Source organism: Amycolatopsis sp. CA-230715 (genome assembly GCF_018736145.1).
Classification (GTDB): Bacteria; Actinomycetota; Actinomycetes; order Mycobacteriales; family Pseudonocardiaceae; genus Amycolatopsis.
Map to the genome: position 1 here is coordinate 3,370,478 of NZ_CP059997.1, position 15,700 is coordinate 3,386,177.

The 15,700-nt window shown below is 67.9% G+C and carries 15 protein-coding genes; 3 read left to right on the forward strand and 12 right to left on the reverse strand.

What is annotated here, in order from left to right; all coding sequences use genetic code 11:
• Nucleotides 1–20: 20 nt before the first annotated feature.
• From HUW46_RS15710 to rplJ, 11 genes are all read right to left on the reverse strand, one after another.
• On the reverse strand, nt 21–1,298 hold the full coding sequence (locus HUW46_RS15710; RefSeq protein WP_215547977.1) for an MCE family protein: 1,278 nt from the start codon (nt 1,296–1,298) through the stop codon (nt 21–23).
• Nucleotides 1,298–2,521 carry an MCE family protein gene (locus tag HUW46_RS15715; protein WP_215547978.1) on the reverse strand — a complete coding sequence of 408 codons (1,224 nt, stop codon included), beginning with the start codon at nt 2,519–2,521 and terminating at the stop codon, nt 1,298–1,300. Before HUW46_RS15715 ends, HUW46_RS15710 begins: the two co-directional genes overlap by 1 nt.
• Nucleotides 2,518–3,714 carry an MCE family protein gene (locus tag HUW46_RS15720; protein WP_215547979.1) on the reverse strand — a complete coding sequence of 399 codons (1,197 nt, stop codon included), beginning with the start codon at nt 3,712–3,714 and terminating at the stop codon, nt 2,518–2,520. Before HUW46_RS15720 ends, HUW46_RS15715 begins: the two co-directional genes overlap by 4 nt.
• The gene (locus HUW46_RS15725) at nt 3,711–4,697 is read right to left on the reverse strand and encodes an MCE family protein (protein ID WP_215547980.1); all 987 of its coding nucleotides are present in this window, start codon (nt 4,695–4,697) and stop codon (nt 3,711–3,713) included. Before HUW46_RS15725 ends, HUW46_RS15720 begins: the two co-directional genes overlap by 4 nt.
• Nucleotides 4,694–5,725, reverse strand: a complete 1,032-nt coding sequence (locus tag HUW46_RS15730) for an MCE family protein (protein WP_215547981.1) — start codon at nt 5,723–5,725, stop codon at nt 4,694–4,696. The genes HUW46_RS15725 and HUW46_RS15730 overlap by 4 nt, the downstream gene beginning before the upstream one ends.
• The gene (locus HUW46_RS15735; RefSeq protein ID WP_215547982.1) at nt 5,725–7,077 is read right to left on the reverse strand and encodes an MCE family protein; all 1,353 of its coding nucleotides are present in this window, start codon (nt 7,075–7,077) and stop codon (nt 5,725–5,727) included. Before HUW46_RS15735 ends, HUW46_RS15730 begins: the two co-directional genes overlap by 1 nt.
• A complete protein-coding gene (locus HUW46_RS15740) occupies nt 7,074–7,913 on the reverse strand; it encodes an MlaE family ABC transporter permease (RefSeq protein ID WP_215547983.1) in 840 nt (279 codons plus the stop codon). Before HUW46_RS15740 ends, HUW46_RS15735 begins: the two co-directional genes overlap by 4 nt.
• 3 nt (nt 7,914–7,916) lie before the next feature.
• Nucleotides 7,917–8,669 carry an MlaE family ABC transporter permease gene (locus tag HUW46_RS15745; protein WP_442860976.1) on the reverse strand — a complete coding sequence of 251 codons (753 nt, stop codon included), beginning with the start codon at nt 8,667–8,669 and terminating at the stop codon, nt 7,917–7,919.
• Between the two features lie 97 nt (nt 8,670–8,766).
• A complete protein-coding gene (locus tag HUW46_RS15750) occupies nt 8,767–9,942 on the reverse strand; it encodes an ABC transporter ATP-binding protein (RefSeq protein ID WP_215547985.1) in 1,176 nt (391 codons plus the stop codon).
• A gap of 257 nt (nt 9,943–10,199) precedes the next feature.
• On the reverse strand, nt 10,200–10,586 hold the full coding sequence (rplL, locus tag HUW46_RS15755; RefSeq protein ID WP_215547986.1) for a 50S ribosomal protein L7/L12: 387 nt from the start codon (nt 10,584–10,586) through the stop codon (nt 10,200–10,202).
• 37 nt (nt 10,587–10,623) lie between these two features.
• Nucleotides 10,624–11,175, reverse strand: a complete 552-nt coding sequence (gene rplJ / locus HUW46_RS15760; protein ID WP_215547987.1) for a 50S ribosomal protein L10 — start codon at nt 11,173–11,175, stop codon at nt 10,624–10,626.
• 410 nt (nt 11,176–11,585) lie between these two features.
• On the opposite strand from rplJ, the gene HUW46_RS15765 reads away from it, so the two are divergent.
• The gene (locus tag HUW46_RS15765) at nt 11,586–12,488 is read left to right on the forward strand and encodes a hypothetical protein (protein ID WP_215547988.1); all 903 of its coding nucleotides are present in this window, start codon (nt 11,586–11,588) and stop codon (nt 12,486–12,488) included.
• Here the strand turns inward: HUW46_RS15765 and HUW46_RS15770 are convergent.
• Complete coding sequence (locus HUW46_RS15770; RefSeq protein ID WP_215547989.1) at nt 12,472–13,191, reverse strand: IclR family transcriptional regulator; 720 nt, start codon at nt 13,189–13,191, stop codon at nt 12,472–12,474. The two genes, HUW46_RS15765 and HUW46_RS15770, sit on opposite strands and share 17 nt — an antisense overlap.
• Nucleotides 13,192–13,313: 122 nt before the next feature.
• Between HUW46_RS15770 and HUW46_RS15775 the strand changes: the two genes are divergently transcribed.
• Together HUW46_RS15775 and HUW46_RS15780 are read left to right on the forward strand one after the other, a co-directional pair.
• On the forward strand, nt 13,314–14,507 hold the full coding sequence (locus HUW46_RS15775) for a CaiB/BaiF CoA transferase family protein (RefSeq protein WP_215549898.1): 1,194 nt from the start codon (nt 13,314–13,316) through the stop codon (nt 14,505–14,507).
• On the forward strand, nt 14,504–15,685 hold the full coding sequence (locus tag HUW46_RS15780) for an acyl-CoA dehydrogenase family protein (RefSeq protein WP_215547990.1): 1,182 nt from the start codon (nt 14,504–14,506) through the stop codon (nt 15,683–15,685). The genes HUW46_RS15775 and HUW46_RS15780 overlap by 4 nt, the downstream gene beginning before the upstream one ends.
• Nucleotides 15,686–15,700 lie beyond the last annotated feature (15 nt).

Genomic DNA, 15,700 nt, shown 5'->3' on the forward strand with positions numbered 1-15,700 from the left:
TAACTGGTGTCAGGTGGCTGTCAGCCGGGGAGGCCGAGCAGCCCCGAGATGCCGTTCACGGTCAGCGCCGGACCGCCCGCGACACCCGGCACACCCCTGGTCGCGCGCTCGTAGGCGAGCTCCTCGGCGGGGCGGTTCTTGTTCGCCTGCACGTCCTGGCTGGACGGGATGGTCGGCACCCCGTTGTACGGCGCGTTCTGCGCCCCGCGCACGCTGATCGGGCTGCCCTTCGGCTCGGCGCAGTACGCGTCTTCCTTCGGCGGGCGGTCGGTCAGGTTCTTGCCGCCGTCGCCGCCGCGGTACTGGTCGTAGGTCAGATACCCCTTGGTGCACGGCGGCGGGTCGAACAGGTTCAGCGCGAGCCCGAGGTGCGCGGTGCCGTCACCGGGGGCGACGGTGTTGCCCCCGACCGACAGCAGCGGGTAGGTCGTGAGCACCTGTTCGAGCCCGTCCTGCCGGGTCACCAGCAGGTTCGACGTGGTGAGCAGGTTCGCGACCACCGCCCCCAGCCCGGGGCCGGTGTCCCGGAGGACATCGCTGACCTGCTGCGACAGCTTCGGCACCTCGCCGATCACGGTGCGCACGGGCCCGTCGACGTCCTTGAGGGTCTGGCTGATCTTGTTCAGGTCCGAGCTGAACGACTTGAGCGCGCCCGCCTCGTCGTTGCCCGTCTTCAGCACCTGGCCGCCCGCGTCGAGCAGCTGCACGGTCTGCGGCAGGTACTGCTTCGCGGTGCGGGTGAAGTCGCGCGCGGTGTCCATCAGCTTCTGCAGGTCCGGCCCGGTGCCCTGGAAGCCCTGGTACGCCTCGTCGACGACGGTGCGCAGCGAGTCGGTCGGCACCGAGGTCGCGAGGCTGTCCAGCCCGGCGACGAGCTTGTCGGTGCTGACCGGGGTCTTGGTGCGGTCGACGGGGATCACCGAGCCGGCCTTAAGCGACGGGCCGCCTTCGGCCTTCGGCCGGAGGTCGACGTACTGCTCGCCGACCGCGGACCGGTTGGCGACGACGGCCTGCAGGTCGGCGGGGACCTCGGGCGCGTTCGGGTCGATGTCGAGCTCGGCTTCGAGCCCCTTCGCGGTGAGCTTGAGCGGCCCGACCTTGCCGATGTTGTAGCCGCGGTAGGTGACCTCGGCGCCGGTGAAGATGCCACCGGACTCGGCGAGTTCGACCTTCACCGAGTAGCCCTTGTCGCCGAACACCTCGCCGAGCCCGGCGAACCGGATCAGCGCGTACACGATCGCGACCACGGAGATGATCGCGAACGCGACCAGCTGGAGTTTCGTCCTGCGGACCAGCATCAGCCGGCACCCCCGTTCAGGAGGTTGAAGATACCCGCGGCACCGGAGGTCTGCGGGCCGTTCGGGACACCGCCGCCCTGGCCGCCGGTCTGGTTCGGCGCCTGCTGGGTCTGCGGTTCACCCGGCAACGGCAGCGGTGGCGGCTGGTTCTCGGGTGTGCCGGGCACGCCGCCGGTGAGCCCCGGCGGGATACCGGGCAGCCCGGCGAGGGGGTTCTGCCTGCTGCGGCCGAGGTTCTTCGCGATCTCGCCGAGGTTGAGGTCGACGTCGGCGTAGAGGTTGAAGTAGTCGCCCTTGGCGCCGTCGAGCGCGGCGTCGTTGAACGGGTAGGTCAGCAGCACTTCGAGCGCCTTCGGCAGGTTCGCGCCGGCCTCGCCGAGCTTCTGCAGCGTCGGCAGCAGCGCCTTGAAGTCCGCGACGAGATCGGCCTTGCTGCGGTTGAGGGTGTCGGTCGCGACGCCGGAAAGCGACTGCAGCGCCTGCAGCATCCGCACGAGCTGGCCGCGCTGCTGCTCCAGCACCCCGAGCCCGGGGCCGAGGTTGTCGATCGCGTTCGCGATCTGGTTCTTCTGCCCGTTCAACGTCGAGCTGAGCCGGTTGAGCCCGTCGAGCGCGCGCGTGATGTCGCCCGACTCGGCGTCCAAACTGGACACCAGCTTGTCCGCGCTGGACAACAGGTTCTTGATGTCCGGCTCGTGGCCTGCGGTGACGTTGGTGAGCTCCTTGGTGATGGTGTTGAGCTGGTCGACGCCGCCGCCGTTGAGCAGCATGGACAGCGCGCCGAGCACCTCCTCCACCTCGACGCTGCGGTTGGTGCGCTGCAACGGGATCACCGCGCCGTCGGCGAGCTTGCCCTGCGCCTGGTCCGGTCCCGGCGAGGCGATCTGCACGTACTTCTCACCGAGCAGGCTGGACTGCTTGACGTTCGCGATCGCGTTGGCTGGCAGGTTCACGCCGCCGTTGAGGCGCACGGTGACCTCGGCGTTCCAGCCGTCGGGGGTGAGCCCGATCGACTCGACGCGCCCGATCGGCACCTCGTTGACCTTGACCCCGGCCTGCGGCACCAGGTCGAGCACGTCCCGGAACTGCACCTTGACGGTGTACGGGTGGTCGCCGAGGTCCGCGCCGCCGGGCAGCGGGATGTCGTAGATGCCGGAGAACCCGCAGCCGGACAACGTCAGCGCACCGGCCACTCCGACGGCCGCGAGCTTCAGGCGCTTCACTTGGCACCTCCCAGCGCGGAAGGCGAGCCGTAGAGGTCGCCGACGAGCGGCAGCGGCAGCGGCGGCAACTGGCCGGTGTTGAGCCCGTTGATGACCTGCGCGACGGACGGGAGCTTGACCAGCCCGTCCACCACCGGGGCCACCTTCGAACAGACGTCGCCGAGCACCTTGAGTGCCTCCGGGGCCTGCTTGAGCAGCCCGCACACCATGGCGACGGGCGGCTGGGTGAGCTCGTTGAGGATCGGGCGGGCGTCGAGCGTGCCCGAGGACGCGTTGTAGGCGTTGACGACGTTGCCGAGCCCGACCGGGGCCACGTCGAGGATCTCGGCGAGCGCCCCGCGCTGATCGACCAGCGTCTTCGTCACGCTCGCCAGTTTGTCCACATTGGACTTCAACCGGCCGTGGTTCTTGTCGATGAACTGCTGTACCGAACCGAGCGTGGTGGACAGCTGCTTGACCGTCTCGGCGAGATCGCCGCGCTCACCGGCGAGGAAACCGGTGACGTCCTGCAACTGCTGGGAAAACTGGCGGACCTGGCCGTCGCTGTCGGCGAGGGTCTGCGAGAAGTTCGCCAGGTTCTGCACGGTCTTGAACAGGTCGTCCTTGTTGCCCGACAACGTGCCCGCGGCTTGGCCGAGCCGAGAGATCGTGTCGTGCAGGTTCTGCCCGTTGCCCTGGAAGTTCTTCGCCGCGGTGTCGAGCAGGTTCGACAGCGAGCCGTTCTTGTTGGCGCCGTTGGGTCCCAGCGAATGCGTGACGCGGTCGAGGCTCGCGTACAGGTCGTCGGTCTCCAGCGGGGTCGCCGTCTTCTCGACGGGCACGGTGTCGCCGTCGCTCGCCTTCGGGCCGCCCTTGTAGGCGGGCGCGAGCTGCACGTAGCGGTCGCTCACCAGTGACGGCGCGACGATGACCGCCTGCGGGTTCTTCGGCACCGACACCGAGCGGTCGTACTCGAGCTGCACGCGGACCTTGTCCCCGAGCGGCTCGATCTTCGTCACGGTGCCCATCTCGACGCCGAGCATCCGCACGCTGTTGCCCTCGTAGAGGCCGACCGCGCCGGAGAAGTAGGCGGTGAGGTGGTTCTTGCCCGCGTCGCGCATCGCCCACCACAGGCCGCCCGCGACGACGAGCCCGAGCACGCAGGCGATCGTCACCGCGCGGATGAGGGACTGTCCGAACCGGGTGTCACTCATTTCTGGTAACACCCCTCTTGGTTGATCATCGGCACCGCGGGCAGCACGAGCCCGCAGATGTAGTTGTCGAACCAGCGCCCGTTGCCGATGGTGTTGGTGAACACCCTGATGAACGGCGCGAACTTCGCGATGCCTTGCGCGAGCGAGTCCTGGTTGCGCTGCAACATGGACGTGAGCTGGTCGAGCTGTTTGAGCACCGGGTCGAGCTGCTTGTCGTTGTCGTCGACGAGGCCCTGCAGCTGGGTGGACAGCGTCCTGGCGCCGTCGAGCAGGGTCGAGATCGCCTGCTTGCGGTTGGCCACTTCCTGCAGGAGCTTGTTCCCGTCCTCCAGCAGTTTCGTGACCTCGGCGTCGCGGTCGGCGAGGGTCTGGCTCACCTGCTTGGTGTTCGCCAGCAGCGTCGAAAGCTGGCTGTCCCGCTTGGAAATCGTGTCCGACAGCTTCGACAGGCCGGTGAGCGCGCCGCGCAGGTCACCGGGGGTGTTCGCGAACGTCTGCGTCAGCGTGTCGAAGCTCTTCGCCAGCTGGTCGGTGTCCACGTTGTCGACGGTCTTCGACAGGTCCTGGAAGGCCTCGATGACGTCGTAGGGCGCCATCGTGCGTTCCTTCGGGATCGCCGCGCCCGCGCTGAGCGTCTTCGCGCCGACCGGGTCGAGCGCGAGGTACTTCTGGCCCAGCAACGTCTTGATCTTGATCGCCGCGCTGGTGCGGTCCCCGAGCCAGGCGTCCTTGACCTTGAACGAGATCTTCACCTTGTCGCCGTCGAGCTCGACGTCGGTGACCTTGCCGACCTTCACGCCCGCGACGCGGACCTCGTCGTCGTCCTTGAGACCGGCGGCCTCGGAGAATTCCGCGCTGTAGGTGGTGCCAGCGCCGATCACGGGGAGGTTCTCGGAGTTCAGCGCGGCCACGATGCCCAGCACGATCAGCGTGATGCCGACGAGTGCGATGGGGACCGGGTTCCGGCTCTGGAAGCTTTTCATCCGCCGCACCGCTCCCTGTTCACCGGGATCAACGGCAACGACAGCGGCTTCGGCAGCAGGCCGGGTATCGAGACGTCGCCCTTGAACTCGCAGGCGAAGAAGTTGAACCACGACCCGTAGTCCGCGGTGTTGGTCAGCTTCGTCACCTTCTCCGGCAGGAACCGCAGGAAGTGCTCCACAATCGGCTCGCTGTCGTTGAGGTTCTTCGTGAGCTTGCCGAGCGCGTCGATGTCGTTCTTCACCGGCTCCCTGACGTCGGTGAGGAAGCCCGCGGTGGTGTTCGCGAGGCCGCCGAGCGCGTCGATCGCGTCACCGATCGGCTTGCGGTCCTGCGCGAGCCCGGACACCAGCTGCTGCAGCTTGACGATCAGGTCCGACAGCTGCGGGGTGTGCTGGTTGACGGTGTCGAGCACACCGGTCAGGTTGTCGATCACCTGGCCGATCACCTGGTCCTTCTGCGCGATCGTGGTGGTCAGCGAAGCGGTGTGCGACAACAGGCTTTCCACCGTGCCGCCCTCGCCCTGCAGGACCTGGATGATCTCGTAGGAGAGCTTGTTGACGTCGTCCGGCTGGAGCGCGCGGAACAGCGGCTTGAACCCGTTGAACAGCTCGGTGAGGTCGAGCGCGGGCTTCGTGTGGTCGAGCGGGATCTTCCCGCCGGGCGGCAGGATCTTGTTCGCGTCGCCGGTGCCCTCGCCGAGCGAGAGGTAGCGCTGGCCGACCAGGTTGCGGAACTTGATCTGCGCCGTGACGCCCTCGGGGAGCTTGCGGTTCGAGTCCACTTCGAACTCGATCTCGGCTTGGCGCTTGTCGACGATCCGGACGTCCTTGACCTGCCCGACGCGCACGCCCGCGATGCGGACGTCGTCGTTGGGCAGCACCAGCGTCGCGTCGGTGAAGCGCGCGGTGTAGGCCTTGGTGTCGCTGGTGTTGATGTTGGCGATGCTGATCCCGAGCACCGTCGTGAACAGCACGGTGACGACGATGAACGCGGTCAGTTTGAGCAGGGGTGCGAGCAGTCCACGCATTACTTGACCGTCACCTCCGCCCCTCGGTAGAGCGGGCCGACGAGCAGGCTGCTCCAGCCGGGCACGTCCGCGGGGTCCTGGCCGGTCTGCATCCCGACCAGCTGGGACAGCAGCCCGTGCTCGGCCGGGGTGTAGGCGGGGTTGCCCGCCGGGGCGCCGCCGCCGTTGTAGCCGCCGACCTGCGCGCCGGTGAGCGCCGGGTTCAGGCCGTCGTTCATCGAGCGCGCCGCGGGTGGCGGCACGCTGCCGTCCTTGATCGGGCCGTCCGGCGGGTGCTGCGGGAAGGGCATCGGGAACTGTTTCATGTCGTAGCAGCGCGGACCGCGCTTGTCCTCGAACTTCGGCTCGTCCTGTCCCGGCTTGTACGGGCCGCGGTTCGCGGTGATCTCCAGCGTGGCGTGCAGGCCGGGCTGCTTGGTGCCCTTGCCGAACACCACGTTGAGATCGCTGGCGAGCTTCGCCATCTGCCCGAGCACGCACGGGTATTCGGGCGAGTACTTCGCGAGCAGTTCCGCGGTCGGGCGCGCGGTGTCGGCGAGCCCGATCAGGTTGCTGGAGTTGGCCTGCAGGAAGGATTGCAGGTCGGTCGAGGCGGTGGTGAGCGAGCCGTACAGCGACTGCAGGTTCTGGCGCTGGTCGGCGATCGTCCTCGTGGTCGTCGTCAGATTGTCCAAACTGGACACCAGATCGGGCGCGGCGTCGCTGAGGTTGCCGGAGAACGTGGCGAGCTGCTTGAGGTCCTCCTGCAGCTTCGGCACGTGCGGGTTGAGCTCGCCGACGTACTGGCCGAGTTCGGCGAGGGTGTCCCCGAGCGGCTTGCCCCGCCCGTTCAGCGCGGTCGAAATCGCGCTCAGCGTGCTCGAAAGCTTCTCCGGCTGCACCGCCTGCAGCACCGGCATCAGGTCGTCGAGCGCCTTGTCGAGCTGGACCGCGTTCTTGCTGCGGTCCTGCGGGATCACGTCACCGGAGGCCAACATCCTGCCCGACGCGTCCGGCGGGATCTCCAGCGACACGAACCGCTCGCCGAACAACGTCTTCGGCAGGAAGCGCGCGCTGACGTTCTTCGGGATCAGCTTCGCCTGCTCCGGGTCGAGGTTCAGGGTCAGCTCGGAACCCTCGGTGGTCGCGTCGATCTTGGCCACCGAACCGACGATCAGCCCGCGAACCTTCACGTCGGACTGCTTGATCAGCTGGTTGCCGACGTCGTCCGCCTGCAGTTTCACCGTCACGTACGAGCTGAAGCTCTTGTTGTAGATGGCGATGCTCAGCGCCACGAGCCCGACCATCACGACCACCAGCGCCAGGCCGAGCAGCCGGCGGCGCACCGTCGCCAACGCACTCTTCGAACTCATCCCGCGATCCTCACCGACACATCGGTGCCCCAGATCGCGAAACCGATGAAGAAGTTCACGATGGACACCATCACGATCGTCAGCCGGACGGCCCTGCCGACCGCGATCCCGACACCGGCGGGGCCGCCGGAGGCCCGGTAACCGTAGAAACAATGGGTAAGAATGATCAAGACGCTGAAGATCAGCACTTTGACGAACGAATAGAACACGTCTTGCGGTGGTAAGAACAGGTCGAAGTAGTGGTCGTAGGTTCCGGCTGACTGGTTGTAGATGTAGATAACGACCAACCGCGACGCGAGATACGAGGCGAGGAGCCCGATCACGTACAGCGGGATCACCGCGACGAACCCGGCGATGATCCGGGTGGTCACCAGGTACGGCAGGCTCGGCACCCCCATCACCTCGAGCGCGTCGATCTCCTCGGAGATCCGCATCGCGCCGAGCTGCGCGGTGAACCCGGCGCCGACCGTCGCGGACAGCGCCAGCCCGGCGACCAGCGGCGCGATCTCACGCGTGTTGAAGAACGCCGTGAGGAAGCCGGTGAACGCCGAGGTGCCGATGGAGTTCAGCGCCGAATAGCCCTGAAGGCCGACGAGCACACCGGTGAACAGCGTGAGGCCGACCATCACGCCGACCGTGCCGCCGATGACCGCGAGCGAGCCGGAGCCGAAGCTGACCTCGGCCAGCAGCCGCAGCACTTCCTTCATGTAGCGGCGGATGGTGCGCGGCGTCCAGGCGAGCGCCCGCGCGTAGAACGACATCTGGTCGCCGAGACCGTCGAGCGTTTCGAGGGGGCGGTTCACGATCCGCTTCGCGCCCTGGGTGAAGGAGGACATCGGTCAGGCCAGCTTCCCGGGAACGATCTGCAGGTAGATCAGGGTGATCACGAAGTTGACGACGAAGAGCATGAGGAAGGTGATGACCACCGACTGGTTCACCGCGTCCCCGACGCCCTTCGGCCCGCCCGCCGGGTGCAACCCGCGGTAGGAGGCGACGACCGCGGCGATGAACCCGAAGATCAGCGCCTTGATCTCGCCCACCCACAGGTCGGGGAGCTGGGCCAGCGCGGAGAAGCTCGCCAGGTACGCGCCCGGCGTGCCGTCCTGCAGGATGACGTTGAAGAAGTACCCGCCGAGCACGCCGATGACGCTCACCATGCCGTTGAGCAGCAGCGCGACCAGCATCGACGCGAGCGTCCTCGGCACGATCAGCCGCTGCACCGCGGAGACGCCGAGCACCTCCATCGCGTCGATCTCTTCGCGGATGGTGCGCGCGCCGATGTCGGCGCAGATCGCCGAGCCGCCGGCACCCGCCACCAGCAACGCCGTCACCAGCGGGCTCGCCTGCTGCACGGTGGCGAGCACGCTGCCTGCGCCGGTGTAGGACTGCGCGCCGAGCTGCCGCGCGAGCGAACCGAACTGCAGCGAGATGACCGCGCCGAACGGGATCGCGACCAGCGCCGTCGGCAGGATCGTCACGCTCGCGATGAACCACGACTGCTGGATGAACTCCCGCAGCTGGAACGGCCGCTGGAAGATGCCGCGGATGATGTCGAGGCCCAGCGCGAACAGGTTGCCGGTCTCGCGCAGCATCCCCATCCCGGGGATCTTCGCCCCGGAAGTCGTGGAGCTCATGACCGTCCTCGCGTCGAACCTTCAGCCGCCGGTGCCTCCGGCGCGTTCCCTGCCGTCACTGCCCGTCCTGCCCGGGACCCCGCGGCCGCATGCGGTGCGATCCGCTCGGTCTGGTGCCGGGCACCGTCGGCTCGGGCAGTTGCGCGACCTGGTCCGCGGGCAGCTGCCCGCGGTGCTGGTTCGGCAGCTGGCCCGACTGCTGCTGGCCCGCCGGGACCAGGTGGTGCGGCGAAACGCCGTAGCGCTGCTGCTCCTCCGGGGTCAGCGACTCGACGATCCCCTCCTGCGCGGCGGGCGGCAGGGTGTGCAGGATCTTCATGACCCGGTCCTTGCGGCGGCGGATGCCCTGGCGCTCCGGGAGCCCTGGAGTGGCTTCGAGCTGCGGCACGACCCCGCGAACGTCCTCTGTGGACCCGTCGTGGTGCCCGGCGTCGGCGAGGGCCTGCTCCTCGGCCATCGTCGCCGAGTCCTTCTCCTCGGACATGCCGATCGGGCCGAGCCTGCTGCCGTTGAGGAACTGCTTCACCACCGGCTCGTCACTGGTCAACAGGACCTCGCGCGGCCCGAACATGACCAGTTCCTTGCGGAAGAGCATGCCGATGTTGTCCGGCACGGTCCGCGCCAGGTTGATGTTGTGCGACACGATCAGGATCGTGGCGTCGATCTGCGCGTTCAGGTCGATCAGCAGCTGCGAGATGTAGGTCGTGCGGACCGGGTCGAGACCGGAGTCCGGCTCGTCGCACAGGATGATCTCGGGGTCGAGCACGAGCGCGCGCGACAGCCCGGCGCGCTTGCGCATACCACCGGAGATCTCCCCGGGGAGCTTCGTTTCCGCACCGGCGAGACCGGTCATTTCGAGCTTTTCCAGCACGATCTTGCGGATCTCGGTCTCGGACTTCTTCGTGTGCTCGCGCAGCGGGAACGCCACGTTGTCGTAGAGGTTCATCGAGCCGAACAGCGCGCCGTCCTGGAACAGCACCCCGAACAGCTTTCGTGTCTCGTACAGCTTGTGCTCGGAGCACGTCACGATGTCCACGCCGTTGATGACGCAGCGCCCGCGGTCCGGCTTGAGCAGGCCGATCATCGACTTGAGGAACACCGACTTGCCGGTACCCGACGGTCCCAGCATCACCGACACCTCGCCCGGCGGAAGCGTGAGCGTCACGTCCCGCCAGATGGCCTGCTTCCCGAAGGACTTGGTCAGGCCTTCGACGACCACCTCGGCACCCATCGCACCTCCCGGAGCTGTTTGCCCACACCACTGCACGCACCCAACCCGGCACGCGTGCGCCGTCACCCGCGTCAATCAGGTGCAACGAGTTGAGTGCGGACAGGTTACTCGCGAGTTTAGATTTTTCAATACCGGTGTTCCGCGCTGGCAGCACCGTAGTGCACGCCTGCCCGTCGTGCCGATCGGGCGTTCTACCACGCAAAACGGGGGCAGGAACCGGGTCCGGTTCCTGCCCCCGTTTCGGGGTGCTGCGGGAGTTACTTGATGGTGACCTTGGCGCCGGCCGCCTCGAGCTTCTCCTTGGCCGCGTCGGCGGCTTCCTTGTCGACCTTCTCCAGGAGGGCCTTGGGCGCGCCCTCGACCATCTCCTTGGCCTCCTTCAGGCCCAGGCCGGAGACGACCTCGCGGACGACCTTGATGACCTGGATCTTCTTGTCGCCTGCCGACTCGAGGACGACGTCGAACTCGTCCTGCTCCTCGACCGGGGCGGCAGCGGCGGCGCCGGGGGCCGCGGCGACGACGGCGGCCGGGGCGGCCGCGGTGACGTCGAAGGTCTCCTCGAACTGCTTCACGAACTCGGACAGCTCAAGCAGCGTCAGCTCCTTGAAGGCGTCGAGCAGTTCGTCGGTGCTCAGCTTCGCCATGATGGCTTCCTTTCTAGCTTTCGTTCAGGGGGTGTGGTCAGCTCTCGGCGGGTGCTTCGGCTGCATCTCCGGACTCGGCCTTGCGCTTGTCTTCGAGCGCGGCGGCCAGGCGGGCCACCTGGGACGCCGGCGCCTGGAACAGCGCCGCGGCCTGGGAGAGCTTCGCCTTGAACGCGCCCGCTGCCTTGGACAGCAGGACCTCGCGGCTGTCGAGATCGGCGATCTTGCTGATCTCGTCGACGCTGAGGGGACGGCCATCCATGTAGCCGCCCTTGATCACAAGCGCGTTGTTGTCCTTCGCGAAGTCACGAAGAGCCTTCGCGGCGTCGACCGCTTCACCCTCGACGAAGGTGATCGCGGTGGGACCGACGAAGAGGTCGTCGAGCCCCTCGATGCCGGCGTCCTCGGCGGCACGCTTGACGAGGCTGTTCTTCGCGACCCGGTACTTGGCACTGGTGCCGAGAGCGCGGCGCAGCTGGGACAGCTGGGACACGGAGAGGCCGGTGTACTCGGTGACAACGGTTGCCGAGCTCGTGCGGAACTTGTCCGCGATCTCGGCGACGGCCGCCACCTTGTCGGGCTTCGCCATGGGTCGCCTCCTCTCTTGGCTGGTGTTTCTTGCGGATAGCCGCAGACCGCCAAGAGAGCCCCGAAACGACGAAACGCCCCGGCGCAGACAGGCGCGGGGCGTCAACGCACACTACTGGTGCGAGCCTCGTTCCTCCTGCGCGGGCCGCCCGCCTGATGCGGAGCCTTCGTCCCTGAGCGAACCCAGGAAAACCAGCGGTCTTCGGTAGAACCGCTACCCAGAATACGCGACCCACCCCGCCCACCCCCGGGGACCCCCTCAAGCGCGTTTAGCGGGCTAAACGTCGAAGTGGCCCCTGCTCACCATCTCCCCGCCCCCTCCTCCCCCAAGGCGGCCTCCACCTGCAGTTAGCGGGCTAAATGTAGTTTTCCCCGCGCCGGGCGGCGACGGTCGGTGGCAGAGCAGGCATCATGGGTCACGTGGTCGAGCAGGAACCTGGTCAGGACGAGAACGCGGAGCCCGCGCGCCGTGGGGACGAGCCGCAGCAGCTCGACCCCGAGCAGCTGCGCCAGTTCCAGCAGTTCCAGCAATTCCAGGAGTACCTGCGCTTCACCGAGGCACAGCGCCAGGCGGGAGCCCAGCCGGGTGCGACCGGGCTGCCGCAAGCCGGGCAACCCGGCAGCGAACTGGCCACCCAGCAGTCGTCGCAGCTCGCGCCACAGCAGCAGTACCCGCCCGCGGTACCGCCGCCCGCCCAGCCACCGGTCGCATCGGGCTCGCAGCCGTACCTCCCGGCGCCCCGCGAGGAGAACCTGCCCGCGACCCGCCCCAAGATCGCAGCGCCGCGCTGGCTGAAACGGCTCGGCGGCAAGCTGCTGAGCGCGCTGCTGCTGCTGATCGTCCTGATCATCGCGGGAAAGCTCGCCTGGAACTACTTCTTCCCCCCGGACGACCCGGACAAACCTGCCAGCGAGACCGGCGGCAAGCAGTACCAGCAGACCCAGTACCTGCCCACCCAGCCGTACGAGGCCGTCCGCCAGGTCTACGAGCTGATCGACAAGAACAGCCCCGCCGCGTGCGAGCGGTTCCAGGAGAACGTGCGCCCGGTGTTCGCCAGGAACTTCGGGGCCCCCGACTGCGCCGCCGCGGTCACCGCCTTGCACGCGCAGGTGACCGACGACTGGGCGTACGCGTTCTCGGTGCGCCAGCGCGACTCGACCGTCGACTTCCCGCCGACGATCACGATCAGCTCCTGTTCGTTCCCGATCAAGGGCGGCCCGTCGCTCGGCGTGTTCACGCTGACCCGCGTCGACAAGGGCCAGTGGCTGATCACCGATCACCGGACCGAAACCTGCGCTACGCCGTCGCGCTGAGCAGGGCGACGAACTCGTCCAGGCGCGCGCTCACGGTGTCGGCGTGGTCGGCGATGGCGAGTGCCGCCACGACCCGCCCCTCTTCGACCACCGGCACGGCGACCGCGGTGACCGACCGCATGACGTGCCCCGAGGACACGACGGCGAACCCCCGCGAGCGGATCTGCTCGGCGTCGGTGAGCAGGCCGACCGCGGCGGCCGTGTCGTCTCCGAGCACCGCCGACACGACCGCGCGCCGGTCCCGTTCCGGCAGGTGTGCGAGCAGGACCTGTCCCGCCGCCGTCCTGGGCAGCGCGGAACGCAGGCTCTTCGAGAGCGCGTACTCGAACGGCTCGTCGGTGCCCGCCCAGTCGACGTAGACGGCGTTGTCCCCGACGCGAACCGCGAGCAGCGCGGGCGTCCCCGATCGCTCGCTCAACGCAGCCAGGTCCGCGTGCGCGAGCGATCGCACCGGGACCCGGCCTGACCTCATCGACAACACGTGCGGCGCGGGCCCGAGCAGGAAACGGTGGTCCTCTTCGTCGAGGTAACCCGCCGCGACCAGCCCGTTGACGAGCTTCTGGATGGACGACACCGGCGCTTCGAGGCGCACGGCGAGCTGCGTCAGCGTGAGTCCCGCGGCGCTGTTCGCAACGGCTTCGAGGATGGCGGCGATCCGGTCGACCGTGCGGTGCCGGGGCCTGCGAGCCGAGGTCGAATCCATGACCATCCTATCTATATAGGTATCAGCGTATCACATTGCGTATTTTAGTTAGCGTACCTAATCTTATTGGTGAGATCAGGACACGGAACAGCGAGGAGGACGCGGTGACCGGTACCGAACGAATCCAAGAAGGTGCGCTGGACGGCGTGCGGGTCGTCGACCTCGCGTCGGTCGTGATGGGCCCGTACGCGACCCAGATCCTCGGCGACCTCGGCGCGGACGTGATCAAGATCGAGTCGCCGTCGGGCGACAGCACACGCGTCACGAGGCCGCAGCGCCACGAGGGCATGGGCGCGCTCGCGCTTAACGTCAACCGGAACAAGCGCAGCGTCGTGCTCGACCTCAAGACGGGCCACGGGCACGAAGCCGCCCTCCGACTCATCCGCGGCGCGGACGTCCTGGTGACGAACATGCGGCCCGGCGCGTTGCAGCGCCTCGGCCTCGGCTACGAAGACCTCGCACGGGAGAACCCCAAGCTCATCTACTGCAACGCGCAGGGTTTCCGGAGCGACTCCCCCCGCGCCGGGCTCGCCGCCTACGACGAAATCGTGCAGGCCTCGTCCGGGATGGCCGACCTGATGCGCCGCGCGACCGGCACCCCCACCTACGCGCCGACGATCCTCGCCGACAAGCTGTGCGCGCTGACCATCGTCTACTCGGTGCTCGCCGCGCTCGTCCGACAGCGCGCGACCGGGCGCGGCCAGCGGGTCGAAGTGCCGATGGCCGACACGATGCTCGCCTTCAACCTGGTCGAGCACCTCGCGGGACACACCTTCGAACCGGCGGAAGGGCCGATGGGCTTCAACCGCTCGATGACACCGGGCCACCGCGCTGTCCGCACGAGCGACGGCTGGGCGTGCATCCTGCCCTACAACGAAAAGAACATCCGCGACTTCTTCACCGCGGTGGATCGTCCCGGCCTTGCCGCCGATCCGCGCTTCGGCGACCCGGCGAGCCGTGCGAAGCACTACGGCGAGCTGTACGAGGAGATCGAGAAGATCGCCGTGGAGCGCACCACCGCCGAATGGCAGGAACTCTGCGCCGGGCTGTCCATCCCGTTCGCGCCGGTGCTCGAACTCGAAGACGCCGAAACCGACCCGTACTTCACCGAAGGCGGCGTGCTGAGCGTCGCCGAGCACCCGACGGAGGGCAAGTACCGGCAGATCGGCTCGCCCGTCCTGTTGTCCGAGACTCCGGCGAGCGTGCGGTCCCATTGCCCGTCGCTCGGTGAACACACCGAAGAGGTGCTCGCCGAGATCGGGTACTCCGCGGACGAGATCGCCGGGTTCGCCGGTGGGAAGGGGACTGTCCGATGACCGAGTTCGAACCGCTGCCAGGAGATTTCTACGGCTACGCCGATCTGCTTCCCGACGAGGACAAGGAAGTGCTCACGAAGGTTCGCCGGTTCCTGGCGGACAAGGTCGCGCCGATCGCCGACGAATGCTGGGAACGAGCGGAGTTCCCGCACCACCTGGTCCCCGACATCGCCGAGCTCGGCATCGTCGGCCTCGGCATGGACTGGCCGGACCGGCCGCGTCGCAGCAAGCTGCTGACCTCCTTCATCGGTCTCGAGTTCGCCCGCGTCGACCCGTCGATGGCCACCTTCTTCGGTGTCCACAACGGACTCGCGATGGCGAGCGTCGACCTGTGCGGTTCGCCGGAGCAGAAGGCGCGCTGGCTGCCCTCGATGCGGTCGATGGAGAAGATCGGCGCGTTCGGGCTCACCGAACCGCACGGTGGTTCCGACGTCGCGGGCGGCTTGGAAACCACTGCGCGCCGCGACGGCGACGCGTGGGTCCTCGACGGCGCGAAGCGCTGGATCGGCAACGCGACCTTCGCCGATCTCGTCATCATCTGGGCTCGTGATGTGGCCGATGACCAGGTCAAGGGGTTCGTGGTGGAGAAGGGCACGCCCGGGTTCGAAGCGCGCAAGATCGAACGCAAGCTCGCGTTGCGGACCGTGCAGAACGCCGACCTCACGCTCTCCGGCTGCCGGGTGCCGGACGCGAACCGGCTCACCGGCGCGAATTCCTTCCGCGACACCGGGAAAGTGCTGCGGCTGACGCGCGGTGGCGCCGCCTGGAGCGCGGTGGGCGCGATGATGGGCGCCTACGAACTGGCCCGCGACTACGCGATCGAACGGGTCCAGTTCGGGAAGCCGATCGCGAAGTTCCAGCTCGTGCAGGACCACCTCGCGACGATCCTGTCCAACGTGACCGCCTCGCTCGGCATGGCGGTACGGGTGGCGCAGCTGCAGGACGACGGGGTGTTCCGCGACGAGCAGGCCGCGATGGCGAAGTCGTTCTGCACCAGCAGGCTCCGGGAAAGCGTGGCGCACGCGCGCGAGATCTTCGGCGGCAACGGGATCGTGCTCGACTACCGGATCGGCCGCTTCTTCAACGACGCCGAGGCCCTCTACTCCTACGAAGGCACCCGTGAGATGAACACCCTCATCGTGGGCAGGGCAGCCACCGGCATGGGCGCCTTCGTGTGACCGGCCCGGACGACG

Excerpts from the sequence above, each read along its gene's own strand:
- HUW46_RS15710 (WP_215547977.1), bottom strand. The coding sequence starts at position 1,298 with ATGCTGGTCCGCAGGACGAAACTCCAGCTGGTCGCGTTCGCGATCATC.
- HUW46_RS15720 (WP_215547979.1), bottom strand. The coding sequence starts at position 3,714 with ATGAGTGACACCCGGTTCGGACAGTCCCTCATCCGCGCGGTGACGATC.
- HUW46_RS15725 (WP_215547980.1), bottom strand. The coding sequence starts at position 4,697 with ATGAAAAGCTTCCAGAGCCGGAACCCGGTCCCCATCGCACTCGTCGGC.
- HUW46_RS15730 (WP_215547981.1), bottom strand. The coding sequence starts at position 5,725 with ATGCGTGGACTGCTCGCACCCCTGCTCAAACTGACCGCGTTCATCGTC.
- HUW46_RS15735 (WP_215547982.1), bottom strand. The coding sequence starts at position 7,077 with ATGAGTTCGAAGAGTGCGTTGGCGACGGTGCGCCGCCGGCTGCTCGGC.
- HUW46_RS15740 (WP_215547983.1), bottom strand. The coding sequence starts at position 7,913 with ATGTCCTCCTTCACCCAGGGCGCGAAGCGGATCGTGAACCGCCCCCTC.
- HUW46_RS15745 (WP_442860976.1), bottom strand. The coding sequence starts at position 8,669 with ATGCTGCGCGAGACCGGCAACCTGTTCGCGCTGGGCCTCGACATCATC.
- HUW46_RS15750 (WP_215547985.1), bottom strand. The coding sequence starts at position 9,942 with ATGGGTGCCGAGGTGGTCGTCGAAGGCCTGACCAAGTCCTTCGGGAAG.
- rplL (WP_215547986.1), bottom strand. The coding sequence starts at position 10,586 with ATGGCGAAGCTGAGCACCGACGAACTGCTCGACGCCTTCAAGGAGCTG.
- rplJ (WP_215547987.1), bottom strand. The coding sequence starts at position 11,175 with ATGGCGAAGCCCGACAAGGTGGCGGCCGTCGCCGAGATCGCGGACAAG.
- HUW46_RS15765 (WP_215547988.1), top strand. The coding sequence starts at position 11,586 with ATGGGTCACGTGGTCGAGCAGGAACCTGGTCAGGACGAGAACGCGGAG.
- HUW46_RS15770 (WP_215547989.1), bottom strand. The coding sequence starts at position 13,191 with ATGGATTCGACCTCGGCTCGCAGGCCCCGGCACCGCACGGTCGACCGG.
- HUW46_RS15780 (WP_215547990.1), top strand. The coding sequence starts at position 14,504 with ATGACCGAGTTCGAACCGCTGCCAGGAGATTTCTACGGCTACGCCGAT.